Origin of the sequence: Leisingera sp. ANG-M7 (genome assembly GCF_000813965.1) — a bacterium.
In the GTDB taxonomy this organism is placed as follows: domain Bacteria; phylum Pseudomonadota; class Alphaproteobacteria; order Rhodobacterales; family Rhodobacteraceae; genus Leisingera.
The window spans coordinates 23,382-43,308 of sequence record NZ_JWLI01000024.1; the positions used below are offsets into that span (position 1 = coordinate 23,382).

The following is a 19,927-nucleotide window of genomic DNA, read 5'->3' on the forward strand; positions in this document are numbered from 1 at the left end:
AAGCAGCCCCGCCGCCACCCCCGAAACCTCAGGCTTTCAGCTTGAACCGCTGGATCTTGCCGGTCTCGGTCTTCGGCAGCGCCTGCGTGAACACCACAGAACGCGGGTATTTATACGGCGCAATGGTGTCCTTCACGTGATCCTGCAGCAGCTTGGTCAGCGCGTCTGACGGCGCTTGCCCTTCGGCCAGCACCACATGCGCCTGCACGATCTCGCCGCGTGCCTCATCCGGCACCCCGATCACCGCGCATTCGGCCACTGCCTCATGCGCCAGTAGCGCCGCCTCCACCTCAGGGCCTGCGATATTATAGCCGGAAGAGACGATCATGTCGTCGTTGCGGGCCGCAAAGTGCAGGTATCCGTCAGCGTCCCGGATGAAACTGTCGCCGGTGACGTTCCAGCCGTCCTGCACGTATTCCCCTTGCCGCTCATCGGCCAGATATCGGCAGCCGGTCGGACCTTTGACTGCCAGCCGCCCGGCCTCGCCGCGGGGCGCTTCGTTGCCATCACCGTCCAGCACCTTCACCTGATAGCCGGTCACCGGCTTGCCGGTGCAGGCCGGCCGGTGATCGCTGAACCGGTTGGTGATGAAGATATGCAAGAGCTCCGTCGCACCGATCCCGTCCAGCATCGGCTTTCCGGTCTTGTCCATCCATTCCTGATAGACCGGCGCGGGCAGAGTCTCCCCCGCCGAGACCGCGGCACGCAGCGAGGACAGATCCGCCCCCTCCTCCATCGCCCGCAGCATCACCCGGTAGGCAGTCGGGGCTGTGAAGCAGACGGTGGCCTTGTATTTCTCAATGATCTCGATGAGATTCGGCGGCGTGGCATTCTCCAAGAGCGTCGCCGCAGCGCCAAAGCGCAGCGGGAAGATCGCCAGCCCGCCCAGTCCGAAGGTAAAGGCCAGCGGCGGTGAGCCGACAAACACATCCTCCGGCTGCACATCCAGCACTTCGCGCGCATAGCCATCGGCAATGATCAGCAAATCGCGGTGGAAGTGCATCGTCGCCTTGGGCGACCCGGTGGTGCCGGAGGTAAACCCCAAGAGCGCCACATCATCGCGGCCCGTCTTCACCGCCTCGTAGGAAACCGGTTTTTCCAGCGCCAGCCGGTCCAGCTCCGCATCATGGTTGGAGGTGCCGTCAAAACCCACAACCGTTTTAAGGAATTTCGATTCCTTGGCGCAGGCGACCAGCTCATCCTTCAGCCTGGTGTCGCACAGCGCATGGGAGATCTCCGCCTTGTCGACAATCTTGGCCAGCTCCCCCTTGCGCAGCAGCGGCATGGTGTTGACCACCACCGCGCCCGCCTTGGTCGCTGCCAGCCAGCAGGCCACCATCGCCGGATTGTTGGCAGAACGGATCAGCACCCTGTTGCCGGGCTTCACGCCCAGGTCCTCTGTCAGCACATGCGCCAGCCGGTTGGTCCAGTCTGCCAGCTCCTTATAGGTGCGGTAGCGGCCGTTGCCGATCAGCGCGGTATGGTCGCCGAAGCCCTTCTCCACCATCGCATCGGTCAGTTCGACCGCGGCGTTCAGGTGCTCCGGGTACTGAAACCCTTCCAGCAGGAACTCCGGCCACTGAGCCGTCAGCGGCAGGTTGTCCCGGGCGAATGTGTCCGTGTGCGCGGTTGGTCCCAGCATTTCACTTCCCTCCCTGAAAGGCGCCGAGCGCCTGACGCGCGATCACCACCCGCTGCACGTCCGAGGCGCCCTCATAAATGCGCAAGGCCCGGATATCACGGTAAAGCTCCTCCACCTTCTGGCCCCGGCGCACACCGTCACCGCCATGCAGCTGCACCGCCTTGTCGATAACCTGTTGCGCCTGATCGGTGGAGAACAGCTTGGCCATCGCCGCCTCGCGGGTGACGCGCGCAGCCCCTGAATCCTTGGCCCAAGCCGCGCGGTAGACCAGCAGTGCTGATGCATCCACATCCAGCGCCATATCGGCGATATGCCCCTGCACCATCTGCAGATCGAACAGCGGCGCGCCCTGCACCTGCCGCGCTGTCACCCGCGCCAGCGACTCATCCAGCGCCCGGCGGGCAAAGCCCAGGGCGGCAGCCGCCACGGTGGAGCGGAACACATCCAGCACCGACATCGCAATCTTGAAGCCCGCGCCGGGCTGCCCCAGCAGCGCCGATTTCGGGATCCGGCAATCCGTGAAGCGCAGCGTCGCCAGCGGATGCGGCGCAATGGTTTCCAGCCGCTCAGCAACCTCGAACCCCGGCAGGCCCGCGGGCACCACAAAGGCGCTCAGCCCCTTGGCCCCCGGTGCCTCACCGGTGCGGGCAAACAGCGTGTAGACATCTGCAATGCCGCCGTTGGAGATCCAGGTCTTCTCGCCGTTCAGCACGTAACTGCCGCCGTCCAGCGTGGCGGTCATGGTGGAGTTCGCCACATCCGACCCTGACTGCGGCTCGGTCAGCGCAAAGGCAGAAATCGCCTTGCCCGCGCGCGTCAGCGGCAGCCACTCCTGTTGCTGTGCCTCAGTGCCAAACAGCGAGACCGCCCCGGTGCCAAGCCCCTGCATGGCAAAGGCAAAATCCGCCAGCCCGTCATGGCGCGCCAGCGTTTCGCGGATCAGGCACAGCGTGCGCACGTCCAGCTGCTCGCCTGCCATCGCACCGGAATGCTGCGTCCAGCCGCCCTCGCCCAGGGCTGAGACCAGCGCCCGGCAGGCGGCATCGGTGTCGGAGTGATCAATGCCCGCCAGCTGCGCCCCGGCCCACGCTTCCAGTTCTTCGGCCAGCTTCCGGTGCCGGTCCTCGAAAAACGGCCAGTTCAGAAACGTCCTGTCCGCCATCGCGCGGCCCTCCCAGTTTCATCTTTCCCAAAATACTCCGTCCCGCTGCCCGGCAGGCGGCTTTGCCGCCGCGAGGGGGGCTCCCGCGCCCTCCTCCGGCGCGGGCTCCACCGGTGTCACACTTCAGCCGCCCTCAAACAGCGGCTTCTCCTTGCTCACAAAGGCATGATAGGCGCGCTCGAAATCCGCCGTCTGCATGCAGATTGCCTGCGCCTGCGCTTCCGCCTCAATCGCCTGCTCGATCGACATCGACCATTCCTGCGCCAGCATGGTCTTGGTCATCATGTGGCCGAAATTCGGCCCCGCCGCTATCCGCGCGGCCCAGCTCTGCGCCTCCGCATCCAATTCATCCGCCGCAACCAGCTTGTTGTGGAACCCCCAGGCATGGCCTTCCTCAGCACTCATCGAGCGCCCGGTATAGAGCAGTTCCGCCGCCCGGCCCTGGCCGATGATCCGCGGCAGAATTGCGCAAGCCCCCATGTCGCAGCCCGCCAGCCCGACCCGGGTGAACAGAAACGCGGTCTTGGCCTCCGGCGTGGCAATCCGGATGTCGGAGGCCATGGCGATGATTGCGCCCGCGCCGACGCAGATCCCGTCAATTGCCGCAATCACCGGCTTGCCACAGTTCACCATCGCCTTGACCAGATCGCCGGTCATCCGGGTGAAGGCCAGCAGCTCCTTCATGCTCATCTTCGTCAGTGGCCCGATGATGTCATGCACATCACCACCGGAGCAGAAATTACCGCCATTGGAGGCAAAGACCACCGCCTTGACCCTGTCGTCATAGTGCAGGTCGCGGAACCAGTCGCGCAGCTCAGCGTAGCTGTCAAAAGTCAGCGGGTTCTTCCTCTCCGGCCGGTCCAGCGACACGGTCGCGATGCCATCCTCGATCCGGCACAGAAAATGCCTTGGCTCCCGGTTCACCTTCATGGCTTGCCTCCTTGTTCCAGCCGCCGCGCCACTGCTTCCAGGCTTTCGGCAATCCCTTGCGCCTCATCCGCGGTCAGCCCGTCAAAGGCCGCGTTGATCCAGCCCTCATGCGCCTCCGCCTGGCGGGAGAACTCAATCCGCCCCGCGTCCGTCAGCCGCACCAGATTGGCGCGGCGGTCGCCCTCGACCTTCTCCCGCTGCACGTGGCCGTCCTCGACCAGCCGCTCGACAATGCCGGTCACATTGCCGTTGGAGACTTTCAGAACCCCCGACAACTCACTCATCTTGAGGCCTTTTTCGTGCTGCATCAACGCCGCCATCACGTCAAACCTCGGCAGCGTGGTTGCAAACTCCCGCCGCAGGTTCTCGCGCACGTCGCTCTCCACCGCCTTGGTGGCCTTCAGCACCTTCAGCCACAACCGCAGCCGGTCCTTTGATGTCGTGCTCAAATCTCTCCTCCCGACACGCTCATTGCGTGCCCATTGACCGAGGCCGCGCCTTCGGACGCCAGAAACACCGCCGCCGCTGCCACTTCCTCCGGCGCGATCAGCCGCTGTATCGGATTGCCGCCAACAACCATCTTCAGCGCCTTCTCGCGCGGTATATCATGCCGGGCCATCAGCCCGGTGATCGCGCTCTCGGCCATCTCCGTGTCAACAAACCCGGGGCAGATCGCATTGCAGGTGATCCCGCGTTTGGCGACGTCCTGCGCGACCGAGCGCACCAGCCCCAGCACCCCGTGTTTGGAAGCCGCATAGGCCGGGATCTGCGCCCCGCCCTGCAGGGATGCGGTGGAGGCGATGGCAATCAGCCGCCCGCCCGGTTCCATGCCCGCCCGCAGCGCCGCCCGGAAGGTCAGGAAAGTACCGGTCATGTTGACCGTCAGGGTCCGCTGCCAATCCTCCAGTTCAACATCCTCGATCCGCGCCGCAACGCCGGTTCCGGCATTGGCAACAACCACATCGTAGGGCGTGGCGAACAACGCCTCCACCTGCGCCTCATCCGTCACATCCGCCACGCGGATCTCCAGCCCCAGCCCCTCAGCCGCCGCCTCCAGCGGTTCCCAGCGGCGTCCGGCGATGGTGACATGGCAGCCGTCTGCAGCTAAAGCATGGGCAATCGCCTTGCCAATCCCCGTGCCGCCGCCTGTGACCAGTACCTTGCGTGTCATGCCCGGATCACCTCCGCCTCGCGGTCCGCCAGACGCCAGGCCTGATCGCGGCCCGCGTGATAGGGCAGCGGCCAATCGCCGTGGCGGTCGCCGATCCGTGCGGCCTCGTGCAACGTCCAATAGGGATCAGCCAGATGCGGCCGGCCCACACAAACCAGATCGGCCCGCCCCGCCATCAGGATTGAATTCGCATGATCGGCCTCATAGATATTGCCCACCGCCATGGTGGCAATCCCCGCCTCGTTACGAATCCGGTCGGAGAACGGCGTCTGGAACATGCGCCCGTAGACCGGCTGGGCGTCCGTGGATGTCTGCCCGGCTGAGACATCGATTATATCCGCACCCGCCGCGGTGAAGGCCTTGGCGATCTCAACGGCCTCCTCCGGCGTCACGCCTGCGTCGCCGACCCAGTCATTGGCGGAGATCCTCACCGACATCGGTTTGCCTTCCGGCCAGACCGCCCGCATTGCCTGGAACACCTCCAGCGGATAGCGCAGACGGTTTTGCAAGGCGCCGCCGTACTCATCGCGCCGAATGTTCGATTTTGGCGAGATGAAGGACGAAATCAGATAGCCATGCGCGGCATGAAGTTCGATCATGTCAAACCCCGCGCGCTCCGCCATCTGCGCCGATGCAACAAATTCGCCGTGAATTTGATCCATTTCGTCCCGCGTGATCTCCCGCGGCGCCGGGTTGTTTGCCGACCAAGGGATCGCGGAGGCCGAGACCGTCTCCCAATTCCCCTCGGGCAGCGGCGCGTCCATTTCCTCCCAACCCAGCTGGGTAGAACCCTTGCGGCCTGAGTGACCGATCTGGCAACAGATCTTCGCGCTGGTCTCACCGTGGACGAAATCCGTCAGCCGCTTCCACGCCGCTTCATGCTCCGGCGCATAAAGCCCCGGGCAGCCCGGCGAGATCCGGCCCTCCGCCGACACACAGGTCATCTCGGTATAGACCAGTCCAGCCCCGCCCTTGGCGCGCTCGCCGTAATGGATCAGATGCCAATCGGTTGGGCAGCCCTCCACCGCCTTGTATTGCGCCATGGGTGAAACCACGATGCGGTTCTTCAGCTCCATCCCGCGCAAACGGTAGGGCGCGAACATCGGCGGCCGCACCGGCGCGTCAGTTGGCGCGCCAGCCTTATCCTGAAACCATTTCTCAGCGCTTTGCAGCCACTTGGCATCGCGCAGCCGCAGGTTCTCATGGGAAATCCGCTGCGAACGGGTCAGCAGCGAGTAATTGAACTGCACCGGATCCATATCCAGGTAGCGCTCAACCTCCTCGAACCACTCCAGCGAGTTGCGCGCCGCCGATTGCAGCCGCAGCACATCCAGCCGGCGCTCCTCCTGATAGCGCTCAAAGGCGCGCTCCAGCGTCGGCTCAGTGCTGACCAGTTCCGCCAGCGCAATGGCACTGTCAAACGCCAGCCGCGACCCCGACCCGATGGAAAAATGCGCCGTGGCAGAGGCATCCCCCAGCAGAACGACGTTCTCGTGATGCCACTTCTCGCACAGCACCCGCGGAAAATTGATCCACACCGCCGCCCCGCGCAGATGCGCCGCGTTGGACATCAGCGCATGACCATCCAGATGATCGGCAAAGATCTCCTCGCAGGTGCGGATGATCTCCTCCTTGCTCATCCCCTCAAAGCCCCAGGCTTCCCAGGTCTCAGGAGAGCATTCGACAATCACCGTCGCGGTATCCGCATCGAATTGATAGGCGTGGATCCACATCCAGCCGTGTTTGGTCTTCTCGAAGATGAAGGTGAAAGCATCATCGAATTTCTGATGCGTGCCCAGCCAGATGAACTTGCAGGGCCGCACGTCGATTTCCGGTTTAAAATGTTCCGCGAACTCATTGCGGACACTGGAATTCAGCCCGTCGCAGCCGACCACCAGATCATAGTCTTTCTGATACTCCGACGCAGGCTTCGCGGCGGTTTCGAACTGCAGGTCCACGCCCAGCTCCCGGGCCCGGTCCTGCAGCAACAGCAGCATCTGCTTGCGCCCGATCCCGGCGAACCCGTGCCCGCCCGACACCGTGCGGGTGCCATTGTGCACGACCGCGATGTCATCCCAATAGACAAAGCTTTCGCGGATCGCCTCGGCGCTCTTCGGGTCGTTGGCGCTTAGGTTTTCCAGCGCGTCATCCGACAGCACCACGCCCCAGCCAAAGGTATCATCAGGCCTGTTGCGTTCGACCACCGTGACCTCGGCCTCCGGCTGGCGCAGCTTCATCGAGATGGCAAAGTAGAGGCCCGCAGGCCCTCCTCCCAGACAGACGACTTTCATGATCATCCCTTCCCGTTCAGCGCACGTCTCTGAAGATCAGGATAAGCAGGTCCCGAAAAACTTCAAGCATAAAGTTTTAAGCTTGAAGCAAATCGGCGCACCCGCCTTCGCTGCGGCCGTTGCGCCAGGCCGCCGGGTCCGTACATGCAGAAACCAGGCCTGCACCAGCGGTGGCGCAGGCTGCCCCGGCGCCGGTCACAGCCCCCGCAGGTATTCCATAACGGCCGGGCGCACCGCCTGATCGCCGCGGTGGCGGGCATCCGAGATGATCTTGCGCAGCTCGCCCAGATCCACCCGCAGCAGCAGCGACTTCACCGGCCCGATGGACGCCGGGCGCATCGACAGCGTGCGGATGCCCATGGCGGCTAGGCAGACGGCCTCAACCGGGCGGCCTGCATCCTCACCGCAGAAGCTCAGCGGCGTGCCGGAAATCGCGCAGCGCTCCACAATCCGCTCGATAAAGCTCAGGAAGCTGACGTTCAGCGTGTCATAGCGCCGCCGCACCCGCTCATTCTCGCGGTCGGCAGCAAAGAAGAACTGCTTCAGGTCATTGCCGCCGATCGAAATAAAGGCCACCTCGTCAAAGAACTTCTGCGGCGCATAGGCCAGCGACGGTGTTTCCAGCATCGCGCCGATTTTCAGGTCAGCAGGCAGCACATGGCCCAGGATGCGCTCGCGCTCAATGGTCTTTTCCACTTCCGCCCGGGCAGAGCGGTATTCCTCGAACTGGGCGACAAAAGGGAACATGATCGACAGCGGACGCCCCTCGGCAGAGCGCAGCAGCGCCTGCAGCTGCATCCGCATCACACCCGGCTTGTCCAGGCCCACCCGGATTGCCCGCCAGCCCAGCGCCGGATTCGGCTCATCGGTGGGCTTCATGTAGGGCAGCACCTTGTCAGAGCCGATATCCAGCGTGCGGAACACCACAGGCTTGCCGTGCGCAGCATCCAGCACCCGTTTGTACAGCGCCACCAGCTCCGACCGCTTCGGCATCTGGTTGCGCACCAGGAACTGCAGCTCGGTCCGGAACAACCCAACGCCCTCGGCTCCGGAGCCATCCAGCGACGGCAGATCCGCCATCAGGCCCGCGTTCATCACCATGTTGATGCGCTGCCCGTCGGTGGTCACCGCAGGTTTGTCGCGGATCGAGGCATAGCGCTCCTGCGCTTTGGTGTGCATCGCGATCTTGTCGCGGAAGGCGCCGACAACGGTGTCGTCCGGACGCAGATGCACCACGCCCTGGTCACCATCCACCATGATGTGGTCACCATTCAGCGCCTCGGTGGTGACCCGCTTGGCATTGACCACCAGCGGAATTGCCAGCGCCCGCGCAACAATCGCGGCGTGAGAGCCGACTGAGCCCTCCTCCAGCACAATCCCGCGCAAAGAACGTCCGTATTCCAGCAGGTCGCCGGGGCCGATGTTGCGGGCAATCAAGATCGGGTTTTCCGGCAGCTCCGCCCCGGTGTTGGCGCCCTGCCCGGTCAAAATCCTAAGCAGCCGGTTCGACAGGTCGTCCAGATCGCTCAGCCGTTCGCGCAAGTAAGCGTCCTGCACCTGGCTCATCCGGGCCCGGGCCTGGGACTGCTCCTTTTCCACTGCCGCCTCGGCGCTGAGGCCCCGGGCAATGTCTTCTTCCATCCGCCGCATCCAGCCCTTGGAGTTGGCAAACATCCTATAGGCTTCAAGGACTTGCAGCTGTTCCTTGTCGCCATTGCGCGACACTTCCAGCATCTTGTCAACGCCGACCCGCAGTTCCTCCACCGCGTCGTTCAGCCGCTCCAGTTCCTTGTGCGGATCATCGGCAATCGGGTTGGTCACGATCACCCGCGGCTCATGCAGCCAGACATGGCCCTCTGCTGCACCCTCCTGTGCGGAAATCCCATGGATCAGAACCGCCTGCTGGTGCAGCGGCGACAGCGCCGCGCCCTCGCCGACAAAGGCACCTAGTTCGGTCATCTCGGCGATCACCATCGCCACCACTTCCAGCGCATAAACCGCATCCGCCGAGAACTCGCGCGCTTCTCTGGACTGCACCACCAGCACGCCCAGCATCTCGCCCAGACGCTGCACCGGCACGCCCAAGAAGGAGGAAAACCGCTCCTCCCCGGTTTCCGGCATATAGCGGAAACCCTTGGCATTGGGTGCATCCGGCGTGTTCACCACCTTGCCGTATTTGGCAACACGGCCCACCAGCCCCTCGCCGATCCGCATCCGGGTCTGGTGTACCGATTCTGTATTCAGGCCCTCTGTCGCGCACAGCTCCAGCGTCTCATCATCGCGGAACAAATAGACCGAGCACACCTCAGTCCCCATGCTGTCAGCGATCAGATGGGTGATCTTGTCGAGCCGCGCCTGGCCGGCGTCATCGCCCGCCATCGCCTCGCGTAAACGAACCAGAAGCTTCCGGCTTTCGGATTCCGTCGTATCGGCCATTCTCACCCTCTCCCGAGGTTTATTCCCCGCACACTGCCGCCCTGATTGCTCTCTGGAAACGGGCACCGCCCAGAGTAGTACGCCAGCGCTCTCTCCTCCACCCACTTGTCCCACCCCGGCGGAAAAAGTCCAAGAGTTTTTGCAGCATGGCCCACAATCAAAGCAACCTGCCTGAGCCGTAAGCCAAACACCGCCGACCACCGGGCAGACATGACAAAGGCGCCTGAACGGCGCCCTTGCGAGTCTCGTGATACTCTTTTTAGAAGAAGCGCTTAACTTGCTTTTTCCAGCTCGAACGCATCATGCAGCGCCTGCACGGCCAGTTCCATGTATTTGCGGTCGATCAGAACAGAGATTTTGATTTCGGAGGTGGTAATCACCTTGATGTTGATGCCCTCATCCGACAGCACCTTGAACATCTTGGCGGCCACGCCCGACTGCGAGCGCATACCGATGCCCACCACCGACACCTTTGCGACATCCTTGTCGGCCAGCAGCTCGGCATAATTCAGCTCGCCCTGCTCCTTGATAGCCAGGAGCGCTTTCTCGGCGCGGGCCACCTGATCGGTCGGGCAGGAGAAGGTCATGTCGGTGCGGCCATCTTCCGAGACGTCCTGCACGATCATGTCGACATTCACACCCGCCTCGGACAACGTGGTGAAGATCGTCGCTGCGATCCCCGGGCGGTCGGCTACCGACTGCACGGTCAGCTTGGCCTCATCGCGGGAGTAGGCAACGCCGTTTACAACATTGGATTCCATGATTTCCTCCTCGTCGCAGACCAGGGTTCCGGCCTCGTCGGACTGTTCCTCAAAGCTCGACAGCACGCGCAGTTTCACATTGTAGCGCATTGCCAGTTCAACCGAGCGTGTTTGCAGCACCTTGGCCCCCAGCGAGGCCAGCTCCAGCATTTCCTCGAACGCAATCTTGTCCAGCTTGCGCGCCTTGCCGCAGATCCGCGGGTCGGTGGTATAAACGCCGTCCACATCGGTATAAATATCGCAGCGCTCAGCTTCAAACGCGGCGGCAAAGGCCACCGCGGTGGTGTCGGACCCGCCCCGGCCCAGGGTGGTAATGCGGCCCTCAGGGCTGATGCCCTGGAAACCGGCAACAACCGCCACCTTCATGCCTTCGGCAAACTTGGCATTGATGTTTTCCGGCGGGATCTCCTCGATCCGCGCCTGGCTGTGCGCTGAGCTGGTCTTAAGCGGAACCTGCCAGCCCTGCCAGCTGCGCGCCGGGATATCCATCTCCTGCAGCGTCAGAGCCATCAGGCCCGCGGTCACATTCTCGCCGGAGGACACCACGGCATCATATTCGCGCGCGTCATACAGCGGCGAGGTCTCGTCGACCCAGCCCACCAGCTCATTGGTCTTGCCGGACATGGCAGAGACGATGACGATCACGTCGTAGCCCTTGGCCACCTCAACGCCGACGCGTTTGGCGGCGCGGCGGATGCGGTCCAGGTTGGCGACAGACGTGCCGCCGAATTTCATCACAAGTACGGGCATATGGAACGGGTCTCCCTGCGCTTGCGGGTTTCGGTCCCGTGCCTCATATGCGAGCCGCCCCCCAAGGGCAAGGGCGTGCGGGTCTTCAGGGCAAGGAAGCTGCGGTCCTGTCAGGGATTCCAGCGCGGCAAAGCGCCACAAGGCGTCAGCTGCGCAATTTCTGCCAATCAGGCTGTATCCCTGAGCGGTTGATCCGCCCGCCTTTCATCAGGCGCGCCAGAACCTCACTGTCAGGATCGCGTAAACCGCCATCAGCTCCAGCCGGCCAATCAGCATTGCAACGCTCAAAATCCACTTCGCCGGATCGTTGAGGGATGAGAAATTGCCCGCAGGCCCGATGATGTCCCCCAGCCCTGGCCCGATATTGGCTACTGCCGTCGCCGCGCCGGAGACCGAGGTCACGAAATCCAGCCCGGTCAGTGCCAGCATCCAGGCGACGATGCCGATGGTCACCACGAAGAACATGAAGAAGGAGATCACCGAGCTGAGAACATCGGCACTGACCGCCCGCCCCTCGAACCGCGGGACAAAGATTCCATGAGGAGACCGGATCCGTTGAATCTGCACCCGGATCGCCGAGAACAGCAGCTGATAACGGAAGATCTTCACTGAACAGGCCGTGGAGCCCGCGCACCCCCCGATCAGCCCGATGAAAAAGAATACCATGATCAGAAAGCTGCCCCAGCCCATGTAGTCCACGCTGGCATAGCCGGTGCCCGAGATGATCGAGGTGATGTTGAACAGCGCCTCGCGGAACGCCTGTTCGGGGTGATGCGGGAAAACATAGACCAGCACGCTGCTGGTGACGATGACCAGCAGCAGGATGAGGATCAGGAACACCCGTATCTGGCTGTCGCGGAACAGCGGCTCCGCATGGCCGTTGATCAGCTGCACATAACGCACAAACGGCAGCGCGGCGATGATCATAAAGACCGAAGCTGCATATTCCGCAGGCCCCGAAAAGGTGCCGAAGGAGGCGTCGTAGTTGGAAAACCCGCCGGTGGACATGGTGGTCAGCGCATGCACCAGCGCATCAAACCCCTCCAAGCCCAGCATCAGGTAGACAATCATGCACATCAGCGTCAGCGTCACATAGATCAAGGAGATCTGTTTGGCGATCGCCTGCGCGCGCGGCAGGATTTTCCCCATGGTATCAAAGGCTTCGGATCGGAAGATCTGCATCCCCCCAACCCTCAGCTCGGGCAGGAACACCATCGCCACAACAATGATGCCAATGCCGCCCAGCCATTGCAGGATGCCGCGCCACAGCAGCAGCCCGCGCGGCAGATCATCCAGGCCGGAAATGACGGTTGAGCCGGTGGTGGTCAGCCCCGACATCGCCTCGAAAAAAGCATCGACAAACCGCAGCTCGGTTGCCCCCAGCATCAAGGGCACGGCCCCGAACAGCGGCAGCGCCACCCAGACCAGCGTGGTCAGAAGGAAGGTCTGGCGGATGCTCAGTCCCTCCTTCACCCCGTTGGCACAGCTCAGCGACAAGAGCCCGCCCACCAGGACGGTGAACACGGCGCTCTCCAGGAAAACGGGCCACTCGCCCCGGCCATCATAAAGATCGACCAGCAGCGGGAACACCATCATGGCTCCCAGAATAACGACCAGCAGGCCGATGACATACCCAACCGGGCGGAGATCCAACATGCGGCGCAGCGTTGGCTCCCTGCGCGGCCGGTGTCAAGTGGGCGGCGTCAGTCGCCGCTGCCGCCGGTGCCCGCAGCGTTGCGCTGCGGCATCTGCGGCGGGGTGGCGGGCTTGCGCGGACGCTTGGACGGCTCGCCTTGCGGCGCTTGTGCATTGGCAGCAGCAGGTTCTGCCGCAGGGGCCTTGGGCGCAGCGGCAGAACCTGCCGGGGCCTTTGCGCTGCTTGCCGCAGGCTGAGCCCCGCCGCGGCGGGCAGAGGAACTGCGGAACATTGCAGGTTTCTCCTCTGCCTTCTCCCCGGCCGTGGTACCGCTCTGATTTGCAGGCTTAACCGCAGTGGACGCCGCCGCCTGAGCCGCCTTTGCAGTTTCCTTGTTTGACTCCGGTTTGGCCGCCTCTGCCTTCACAGGTTCCGGCTTGACCGGCACCGCCTTGGCAGCTGCCTGCGGTGCGGCTTCGGTCTTGGCCGCTGCAGGCGCTGCCGGCTTGGCAGCCGCCGCCTTGGGTGCAGCGGCTTTGCGCGCAGGCGCCTTGCGGACCGCAGCCTTTCGGCCACCGGACTTACGCGCAACAGGTTTGCGGGCCGCGGGCTTTTTGGTTTTGGCCTCTGCTTCGGTCGGCGCCGCCGTTGCGACGTTCGTCTCTGGTGCCGCCGGTGCGGCCTCCGCTTTCGGGGCCGCCAGTGCAGCCTCTGCTTCCGGTGCCGCTTTGGGTGCCTCACCAGCATCCCCTGCCATTGCCGGCACGCCTGCCTGCAGCAGGCGCCGCTGGGCTTCCATCATCGAATGTGCCAGCTGCATCTGCGCCAGCGGCGCCTGCAGCGCGGCCTCTGCCGCCTGGCGCCACAGTTTCATTTGCAGCCCGGCTGCATAGCCCGCCCATTCATGCGTCTTGACCGTCAGGCCGGGGATCTTGTGAAAGCTCGTCATTTGTTACTCCTAAAGTCCTGCACAGCACTTGCTCCGGGACAGCACAGCGATGTCCGGGCAAAGAAAACAGGGAGCAGGCGCCGGGTGCGACCCGGGCCTGTTGCAGCGGAAAACGGGCCCTCAGTTGCAGACACCAGCGCGCAAGCTCCCCTCGCCCCCGGCAGGACGGCCGGGGGGGATTCGATTTGACGCTAGCATGAACTTCTGCACCGCGGCATAAAAAATGCGGCAATGCAGAAATTACCTCGGGCCACTTTGGCTGACCCAGCGGAAACCCGCCTGAAAGCCAGGCAGACGGTTCCCTTTAGCCCTGGTGGATCAGGGTCGAAAACAGTTTCGGGTCCAGGCTCATCGCCTTGAACAGCGGTCCTTGGGTTAGCACACTGACTGCATCATGGCTGTGCAGGCTTTCCTGATGGCTCGCGATCACCCGGAAATCACCGATCCGGTCATCCGCCTGCAGCGCCTCGCAGAACAGCCGCGCCGCATCCTCGACAAAGATCGGGTTGGCAGCATTGAGTTCCGCAAAGGCCTGCTCGTCCTCGCGCTTGACCATCACCTGGGTCTCGGTCGGCACGGCCTTGCGGCACAGCTCGATCAGGTCCTCAAACCACAGGCACTCGCTGCCGGGCACCGACTGCACCGAAATCCGCGCCACAGAGCGCTGCGAATGCGGCGTCGCCAGCTGGCCGCGCGCATGGCGGGCGTGCTCCGAAAGTTCCAATGAGCACGGGCAGGTCGAGGAATAGACATAGTCCAGATGCATGATCTTCTCACGCACCCCGTCATGATCCACCAGCTCCAGCGCAAAGTCGTAATACTGGTAGCCGCTGAGGCCGGAACGCAGGCTGCTGACCCGGGCCGGGAAGGAGAACCGCATCTGGATGCGCGCATCCGGGCTGTCCAGATCGCTCAGGTAGTCATCCAGCGCGCTTGCCATCACTTCAAAGCTGAAAGTGCTTTCCGCGTGCTTGTAGAAGGTCCGCATGATCCGGGACATGTTGATGCCCTTCTTGCCCGCATCCAAGCTGACGGTGCCCGTCACGCTGGTCTCCAGCGTCAGATCGCCATCATCACGGGTGTGGAAGCGGATCGGCAGGCGGAAATTCGAAATCCCCACATGCTGGATCTGCTCCTTGGCGCCGCGGATCAGGCTGGTCGGCCCGTTCTGCAGATCGGGCAGAGTCGCGCGATAGGCTTCGTCGGATTTGAAATCCTCGGGGTACTGCCGCGACAGTTCCGGATAGTTGCCGACCTCGCGGCCGGGCAGCAGCCGCGCCACCGCCGGGTCCAGCTCGGCAATCTCGGTTTCGGTCACGGTGCCGGCCCAGGCCCGCAGCACATCCAGCGCGGCAGCAGCGGCCTCGCGGTCCGGCGCCTCGGCAGCGTCGCGGTTATGCATGTTCATCGGCGTTTCCCCCAGTGATACGGGCCCCATATAGGGTGCGGCAGGCCACTCTCATATACTGTTACGCGGCAATTTTCAAAACGGATCCGCCATTTGCGGCAGAACCGGCGCCTTATCGGACCCCCAGCACCTCCGCAAGGGTCCGCAGGCGGCGCGAGCGCGACTTGTAATGCGCCGTAACCAGCACATAGGGCCGCGGCATGTCCAGCACCGGCCCATCCAGCCGGTGCAGCCTGCCCGCGCGGATTTCCCCGCCCACGACCTGTTCCGGCAGCAGCGCAATACCCAGCCCCGCCTGCACCAGCGCCACCACCGAGGGCACCGACTGCCCGATGATTGCTGCGGCCAAATCCTGCCGTTCTACTGCATGCTGAACAAAATACTGCCGCCAGCCCTGCACCGAGGAAATGGTCTCGCCCCAGCTGACCTCCACCAGTGGCGCTGTCCGGATATCCATATGCGGGTCCATGCCAACCGGCACCAGCCGGTCCGTGAACAGGGGCTGTGTCCGGTGCTCGGGATGTTCACCGCCATAGGTCAACCGCGCATCAATGCCCTCCGCCTCCAAATCAATCCGGTCATCCTCAATCCTGAGCCGTAGAGGCACATCCGGCCGCACCTCCCCAAATGCCTTCAGCCGCTCCGGCAGCCACAGCTGCGCCAGCGCCGGTGTGGCCGAAATCACCAGCGGACGCCGGGTGCCGCCTTCGGTCAGCGCCTCGGTGAAACTGGCAATCTCCGCCAGCGACATCGCCGCCTTCTGATAATAATCCCGCCCGGCATCGGTCAGCCGCACCTGATTGGCACGGCGGGTGAACAGCTTCAGCCCCAGCCACTCCTCCAGATTCTTCACCTGCATCGACACCGCCGCGGAACTCACGCCCAGCTCTGCCCCGGCAGCTGAGAAACTCCCGGTCCGGGCAGCGCATTCAAAGGCGCGCAGGGCGTTCAAGGGCGGCAGCTTCATGATGGCACAGTGCAAGAAATTCTTATGCTCGCCAAGATATTTTATAGTGGTCAGATCCCCGCCGGGCGCGCAGGCTTGGGAAAAGCCCGAAAGACCCCAAGGAACACCCCATGCGCGATATTCTTGATCTCGACCGTTACCCGCTCGACCGCCCCGGCACCCCGGAATGGCAGGCCCTGGTGGGCCGCTGCCGCGCCGAGCTGGCCGCGGACGGCATGTTCAGCCTCGAGGGCCTGATGAAACCGGAGGTGGCCCAGGGGGCCGCCGATGCGCTCAAGGGCAAGTTCGAAACCGAAAGCTTCCACCACAAGCGCTGGCACAACATCTATTTCAAGGACGCGGTCGACGGCCTGGCCCCGGACCACCCGGCCCTGCAAAAGGTTGAGACCTCGAACTTCACCCTGTGCGCCGACCAGTTCCCGAACTCGCCGGTCCTGCGCCTGTACGACTGGCCGCCCTTTGCCCAATTCCTCGCCGCCACCATGGACAAGCCCGCGCTCTACACCATGGACGACCCGCTGGCGCGGCTGAACATCATGTCCTATGGCGCAAGCCAGGCGCTGAACTGGCATTTCGACCGCTCCGAGTTCACCACCACCATGCTGCTGCAAGCACCTGAGGAAGGCGGCGAGTTCATCTACAGCCCCGAACTGCGCACGGATGACGACCCGAACTACGAAGGCGTCGAACGGCTGCTGGCGGGCCAAGACCCCAATATGCGCACGATCACCCTTGATCCCGGCACCCTCAACATCTTTCGCGGCAAAAACTCCCCCCACCGGGTCGGCACGGTGAAAGGAGACAAGACCCGTGTGATTGCCGTCTTCACCTTCTACGAAAACCCGGGCGTGCGGTTTTCGGACGAGGAAAACATCGGCTTCTACGGCCGTGCATCATGACCGAGCTGGCCGTTTTCAAGGACGAGCGAAAACGCACCTTCCTGAATGCGGACGGTGCAGACAAACCCCTGAAGTCACCCTTGGGCCAGGACGTTCTGGACGGCGCCCGCGCTTATCGTCTGCAGCGGCTGCGCGATGAATTGGCCCGCCAGGACGTGGCGGGCCTCCTGCTCTACGACCCGGTCAACATCCGCTACGCGTTTGACTGCTCCAACATGTCAATCTGGACCGCCCACAACCCGATCCGCTATGCGCTGATCCTGAACGGCGGCCCCGGCATCATGTTTGAATTCAAGGGCTGCGAGCATCTGAACGACGGCCTGCCCGGCATTGATGAGGTCAGGAATGCCATCGGCTGGATGTTCATGTGCGCAGGCGACAAGGCCGCGGACCGGCTGACGCCCTGGGCAGCGGAGATCTCGGATCTGGTCAAGCAATACGGCGGCGGCAACCTGCGCCTCTGCGTTGACCGGATGGAGCCCGAGGGCGTGCACGCCCTGTCAGAACACGGCCTGCAGATCATCGACGGCGGCCAAATCACGGAAACAGCCCGTGCCATCAAATCGGCGGATGAAATCGAACTGATGCGCTGGACCATCCGCGTCTGCGAGGCAGGCATGGCGCGGATCTACGAACACTCGGTGCCCAGCGTAACCGAGCAGGAGCTCTGGGCGCATCTGCATTTCGAAAACGCCCGCTCCGGCGGCGAATGGCTGGAAACCAAGCTCCTTACCTGCGGACCCAACACCAACCCGTGGTACAAGGAATGCTCGGCCCGCGAATGCCGCGCGGGTGAGATGATCTCCTTTGACACCGACATGATCGGCCCCTACGGCTATTGCGCCGACCTCTCGCGCAGCTGGACCTGCGGTTATGTCCCGATGAATGACACACAAAAGCGGCTGTATGCCGCGGCGCGGGAGCAGATTGAACACAATAAGGCGCTCTTGCAGCCTGGCCTCAGCTTTGCCGAGTTCAACGCGAAAAGCTGGCAGATCCCGGAACCCTACCAGCCCTACCGCTACTCCTTGGCCGCACACGGCGTGGGCATGGCCGATGAGTGGCCGGTGGTGCCGCTGCATGTGGACTTTGAGGGCGCCCACGGCGGGCAGTTCGAGGAGAACATGGTGATCTGCATCGAAAGCCTGATCGGCGAGAAAGGATCCGAGTCGGTCAAGCTGGAAACCCAGGTACTGGTTACTGCGGACGGCCCGCAGCGGCTCGACAGTTTTCCCTGGGAAATGTGACCCGGCAAAAAGAGAGGGGGCTGTCTGCCCCCTCATGAGCCTTCGGCTCAATTCACCCCGAGAGTATACTAGGAAAGATGAAACCCTTCCTGGCCTCAGGCCTGCGCGGCCTCCAGTGCGGCCCTCAGATCGGCGATCAGGTCATCAGCATCTTCCAGCCCGACCGAGAAGCGCACCAGGCCCGGGGTGATGCCCAGCTCGTCCTTCAGCTCGTCAGTCAAGCGCTGGTGGGTCGTGGTCGCCGGATGGGTGGCGATGGATTTTGCGTCGCCCAGGTTGTTGGAGATCACCGGGATGGTCATCGCGTTCAGGAACTTGAACGCCGCCGCCTTGCCGCCCTTCAGGTCCAGCGACAAGACGGTGCCGCCCTTGCCCCCCAGCTGGGTCTGCACCAGCGCGTTCTGCGCGTGGTCCTTCAGCCCCGGGTAAATGGTGCGCTCCAGCGCCGGATGGCCGGTCAGCGCTTCTGCGATCTTCAGGGCGGTTTCAGCCTGGGCATTCACCCGCAGCGAAATGGTTTCCAGCCCCTTCAGCATCACCCAGGCATTGAACGGGCTGAGCGATCCGCCAGTGTGCTTCATATAGGGTTCCAGCGTGCCGCGGATGTAGTCCTTGGTGCCCAGCACCACTCCGCCCAGCGCCCGGCCCTGGCCGTCGATATGCTTGGTCGCTGAATAAATCACCACATCGGCGCCCTGCGCGATGGCGTTCGAGAACACCGGGGTGGAGAACACGTTGTCCACCACCACTATGGCGCCAACCGAATGCGCGATTTCCGCAACGCCTGCGATGTCGATCACCTCCAGCGTCGGGTTCGACATGCTCTCAAAGAACACCGCCTTGGTGTCCGGGCGCACGGCCGCCTTCCAGGCGTCGAGGTCGGTGCCGTCGATGAAGGTGACCTCAACCCCGAAGCGGCCCAGCACATCGGCCAGGATATAGTTGCAGGAGCCGAACAGCGCCTTGGCCGACACGATGTGGTCGCCGGCCTTCACCAGCGAGGTCAGCGCGCCGTTCACAGCCGCCATGCCGGAGGCGGTGGCAAAGGCGTCCTCGGCTCCTTCCAGCGCCGCGATGCGCTTTTCGAACATGTCGACGGTCGGGTTGCCGTAACGGGCATAGATGAACTCGTCCGGGCCGGTCTCGATGAACCGCGCCTCGGCCTGCTCGGCGGTCTCATAGACGAACCCTTGCGTCAGGAAAATCGCCTCGCTCACCTCGTTGTACTGGCTGCGGCGGGTGCCGCCATGCACCAGCGTGGTGCGCTTGTTCCAGTTGTCGCTCATCTCTTCTGTCTCCTCGCGCCCATAGCGCACAAAAAACCCCCATTCGGCCAAGCGAAAGGGGGTCCTTCACGTCCTGACCTCTTTAGCGGGATTGTTTAACGTGGCCCGCAATCCGGTAACAAATCGCCACGATGTGATGCAGGGCTTTACGCATCTTGCGGGATTCGGTCAAGCGGCAGCATTTCCAGCGGTCACAGGGATGTGAGCGCCGCCGCCCCTTGCCCGCCCCCGCGCCCCGTGCTCCTGTGGCCGGGCACATTGACGGAGGCACGCGATGCAGGACCCCATCCGCCTGTTCTACTGGCCCACGCCGAATGGCTGGAAAATCTCCATCGCGCTGGAGGAGATGGGCCTGCCCTACGAGGTCACGCTGATCGACATCGGCAAAGGCG

The 19,927-nt window shown here is 63.4% G+C and carries 15 protein-coding genes, 1 pseudogene and 1 riboswitch; of the genes and pseudogenes, 3 read left to right on the plus strand and 13 right to left on the minus strand.

Translation table 11 applies throughout. The features are described from left to right. Window positions 1–28: 28 nt before the first annotated feature. The 12 genes from RA26_RS20165 to RA26_RS20220 all read right to left on the minus strand — a co-directional run bounded on the left by RA26_RS20165 (window position 29) and on the right by RA26_RS20220 (window position 16,103). Window positions 29–1,642, minus strand: coding sequence for an AMP-binding protein (locus RA26_RS20165; RefSeq protein WP_039186936.1), 1,614 nt, complete (start codon window positions 1,640–1,642; stop codon window positions 29–31). Between the two features lies 1 nt (window position 1,643). Then, complete coding sequence (locus RA26_RS20170) at window positions 1,644–2,804, minus strand: acyl-CoA dehydrogenase family protein (protein WP_039186938.1); 1,161 nt, start codon at window positions 2,802–2,804, stop codon at window positions 1,644–1,646. A gap of 123 nt (window positions 2,805–2,927) precedes the next feature. Then, the gene (locus RA26_RS20175) at window positions 2,928–3,734 is read right to left on the minus strand and encodes an enoyl-CoA hydratase family protein (RefSeq protein ID WP_039186940.1); all 807 of its coding nucleotides are present in this window, start codon (window positions 3,732–3,734) and stop codon (window positions 2,928–2,930) included. Further along, complete coding sequence (locus RA26_RS20180) at window positions 3,731–4,183, minus strand: MarR family winged helix-turn-helix transcriptional regulator (protein WP_039186942.1); 453 nt, start codon at window positions 4,181–4,183, stop codon at window positions 3,731–3,733. The genes RA26_RS20175 and RA26_RS20180 overlap by 4 nt, the downstream gene beginning before the upstream one ends. Beyond that, entirely contained in the window at window positions 4,180–4,905 is a 726-nt protein-coding gene (locus tag RA26_RS20185; protein ID WP_039186943.1) for an SDR family NAD(P)-dependent oxidoreductase, read from the minus strand. The genes RA26_RS20180 and RA26_RS20185 overlap by 4 nt, the downstream gene beginning before the upstream one ends. Then, a complete protein-coding gene (locus RA26_RS20190) occupies window positions 4,902–7,196 on the minus strand; it encodes a bifunctional salicylyl-CoA 5-hydroxylase/oxidoreductase (RefSeq protein WP_039186956.1) in 2,295 nt (764 codons plus the stop codon). The genes RA26_RS20185 and RA26_RS20190 overlap by 4 nt, the downstream gene beginning before the upstream one ends. Window positions 7,197–7,391: 195 nt before the next feature. Next, complete coding sequence (gene ptsP, locus RA26_RS20195) at window positions 7,392–9,632, minus strand: phosphoenolpyruvate--protein phosphotransferase (protein WP_039186945.1); 2,241 nt, start codon at window positions 9,630–9,632, stop codon at window positions 7,392–7,394. A 272-nt stretch (window positions 9,633–9,904) separates the two neighbouring features. Continuing rightward, window positions 9,905–11,143 (minus strand): aspartate kinase, encoded by a 1,239-nt coding sequence (locus RA26_RS20200; protein WP_039186947.1) that lies wholly within the window; start codon window positions 11,141–11,143, stop codon window positions 9,905–9,907. Window positions 11,144–11,350: 207 nt separating this feature from the next. Continuing rightward, window positions 11,351–12,799: a TrkH family potassium uptake protein gene (locus tag RA26_RS20205; protein WP_039186949.1), complete on the minus strand. Its 1,449-nt coding sequence runs from the start codon at window positions 12,797–12,799 to the stop codon at window positions 11,351–11,353. A 47-nt stretch (window positions 12,800–12,846) separates the two neighbouring features. Continuing rightward, window positions 12,847–13,728 carry a hypothetical protein gene (locus RA26_RS22220; RefSeq protein ID WP_052272506.1) on the minus strand — a complete coding sequence of 294 codons (882 nt, stop codon included), beginning with the start codon at window positions 13,726–13,728 and terminating at the stop codon, window positions 12,847–12,849. Window positions 13,729–14,032: 304 nt separating this feature from the next. After that, the gene (folE2, locus tag RA26_RS20215) at window positions 14,033–15,136 is read right to left on the minus strand and encodes a GTP cyclohydrolase FolE2 (protein ID WP_039186950.1); all 1,104 of its coding nucleotides are present in this window, start codon (window positions 15,134–15,136) and stop codon (window positions 14,033–14,035) included. 112 nt (window positions 15,137–15,248) lie between these two features. Then, window positions 15,249–16,103, minus strand: a complete 855-nt coding sequence (locus RA26_RS20220) for a LysR substrate-binding domain-containing protein (RefSeq protein WP_039186951.1) — start codon at window positions 16,101–16,103, stop codon at window positions 15,249–15,251. 110 nt (window positions 16,104–16,213) lie between these two features. Between RA26_RS20220 and RA26_RS20225 the strand changes: the two genes are divergently transcribed. Continuing rightward, the gene (locus tag RA26_RS20225; protein WP_039186952.1) at window positions 16,214–17,002 is read left to right on the plus strand and encodes a HalD/BesD family halogenase; all 789 of its coding nucleotides are present in this window, start codon (window positions 16,214–16,216) and stop codon (window positions 17,000–17,002) included. After that, window positions 16,999–18,249: a M24 family metallopeptidase gene (locus RA26_RS20230; RefSeq protein WP_039186953.1), complete on the plus strand. Its 1,251-nt coding sequence runs from the start codon at window positions 16,999–17,001 to the stop codon at window positions 18,247–18,249. The genes RA26_RS20225 and RA26_RS20230 overlap by 4 nt, the downstream gene beginning before the upstream one ends. Window positions 18,250–18,344: 95 nt before the next feature. On the opposite strand, the gene metZ is transcribed toward RA26_RS20230, so the two are convergent. After that, window positions 18,345–19,535, minus strand: a complete 1,191-nt coding sequence (metZ, locus tag RA26_RS20235) for an O-succinylhomoserine sulfhydrylase (RefSeq protein WP_039186959.1) — start codon at window positions 19,533–19,535, stop codon at window positions 18,345–18,347. A 61-nt stretch (window positions 19,536–19,596) separates the two neighbouring features. Continuing rightward, a riboswitch (SAM riboswitch) is annotated at window positions 19,597–19,675 on the minus strand. 134 nt (window positions 19,676–19,809) lie between these two features. Here metZ and RA26_RS23270 point away from each other — a divergent pair. After that, a pseudogene (locus tag RA26_RS23270) lies at window positions 19,810–19,927 on the plus strand (glutathione S-transferase family protein); the annotation flags it as partial.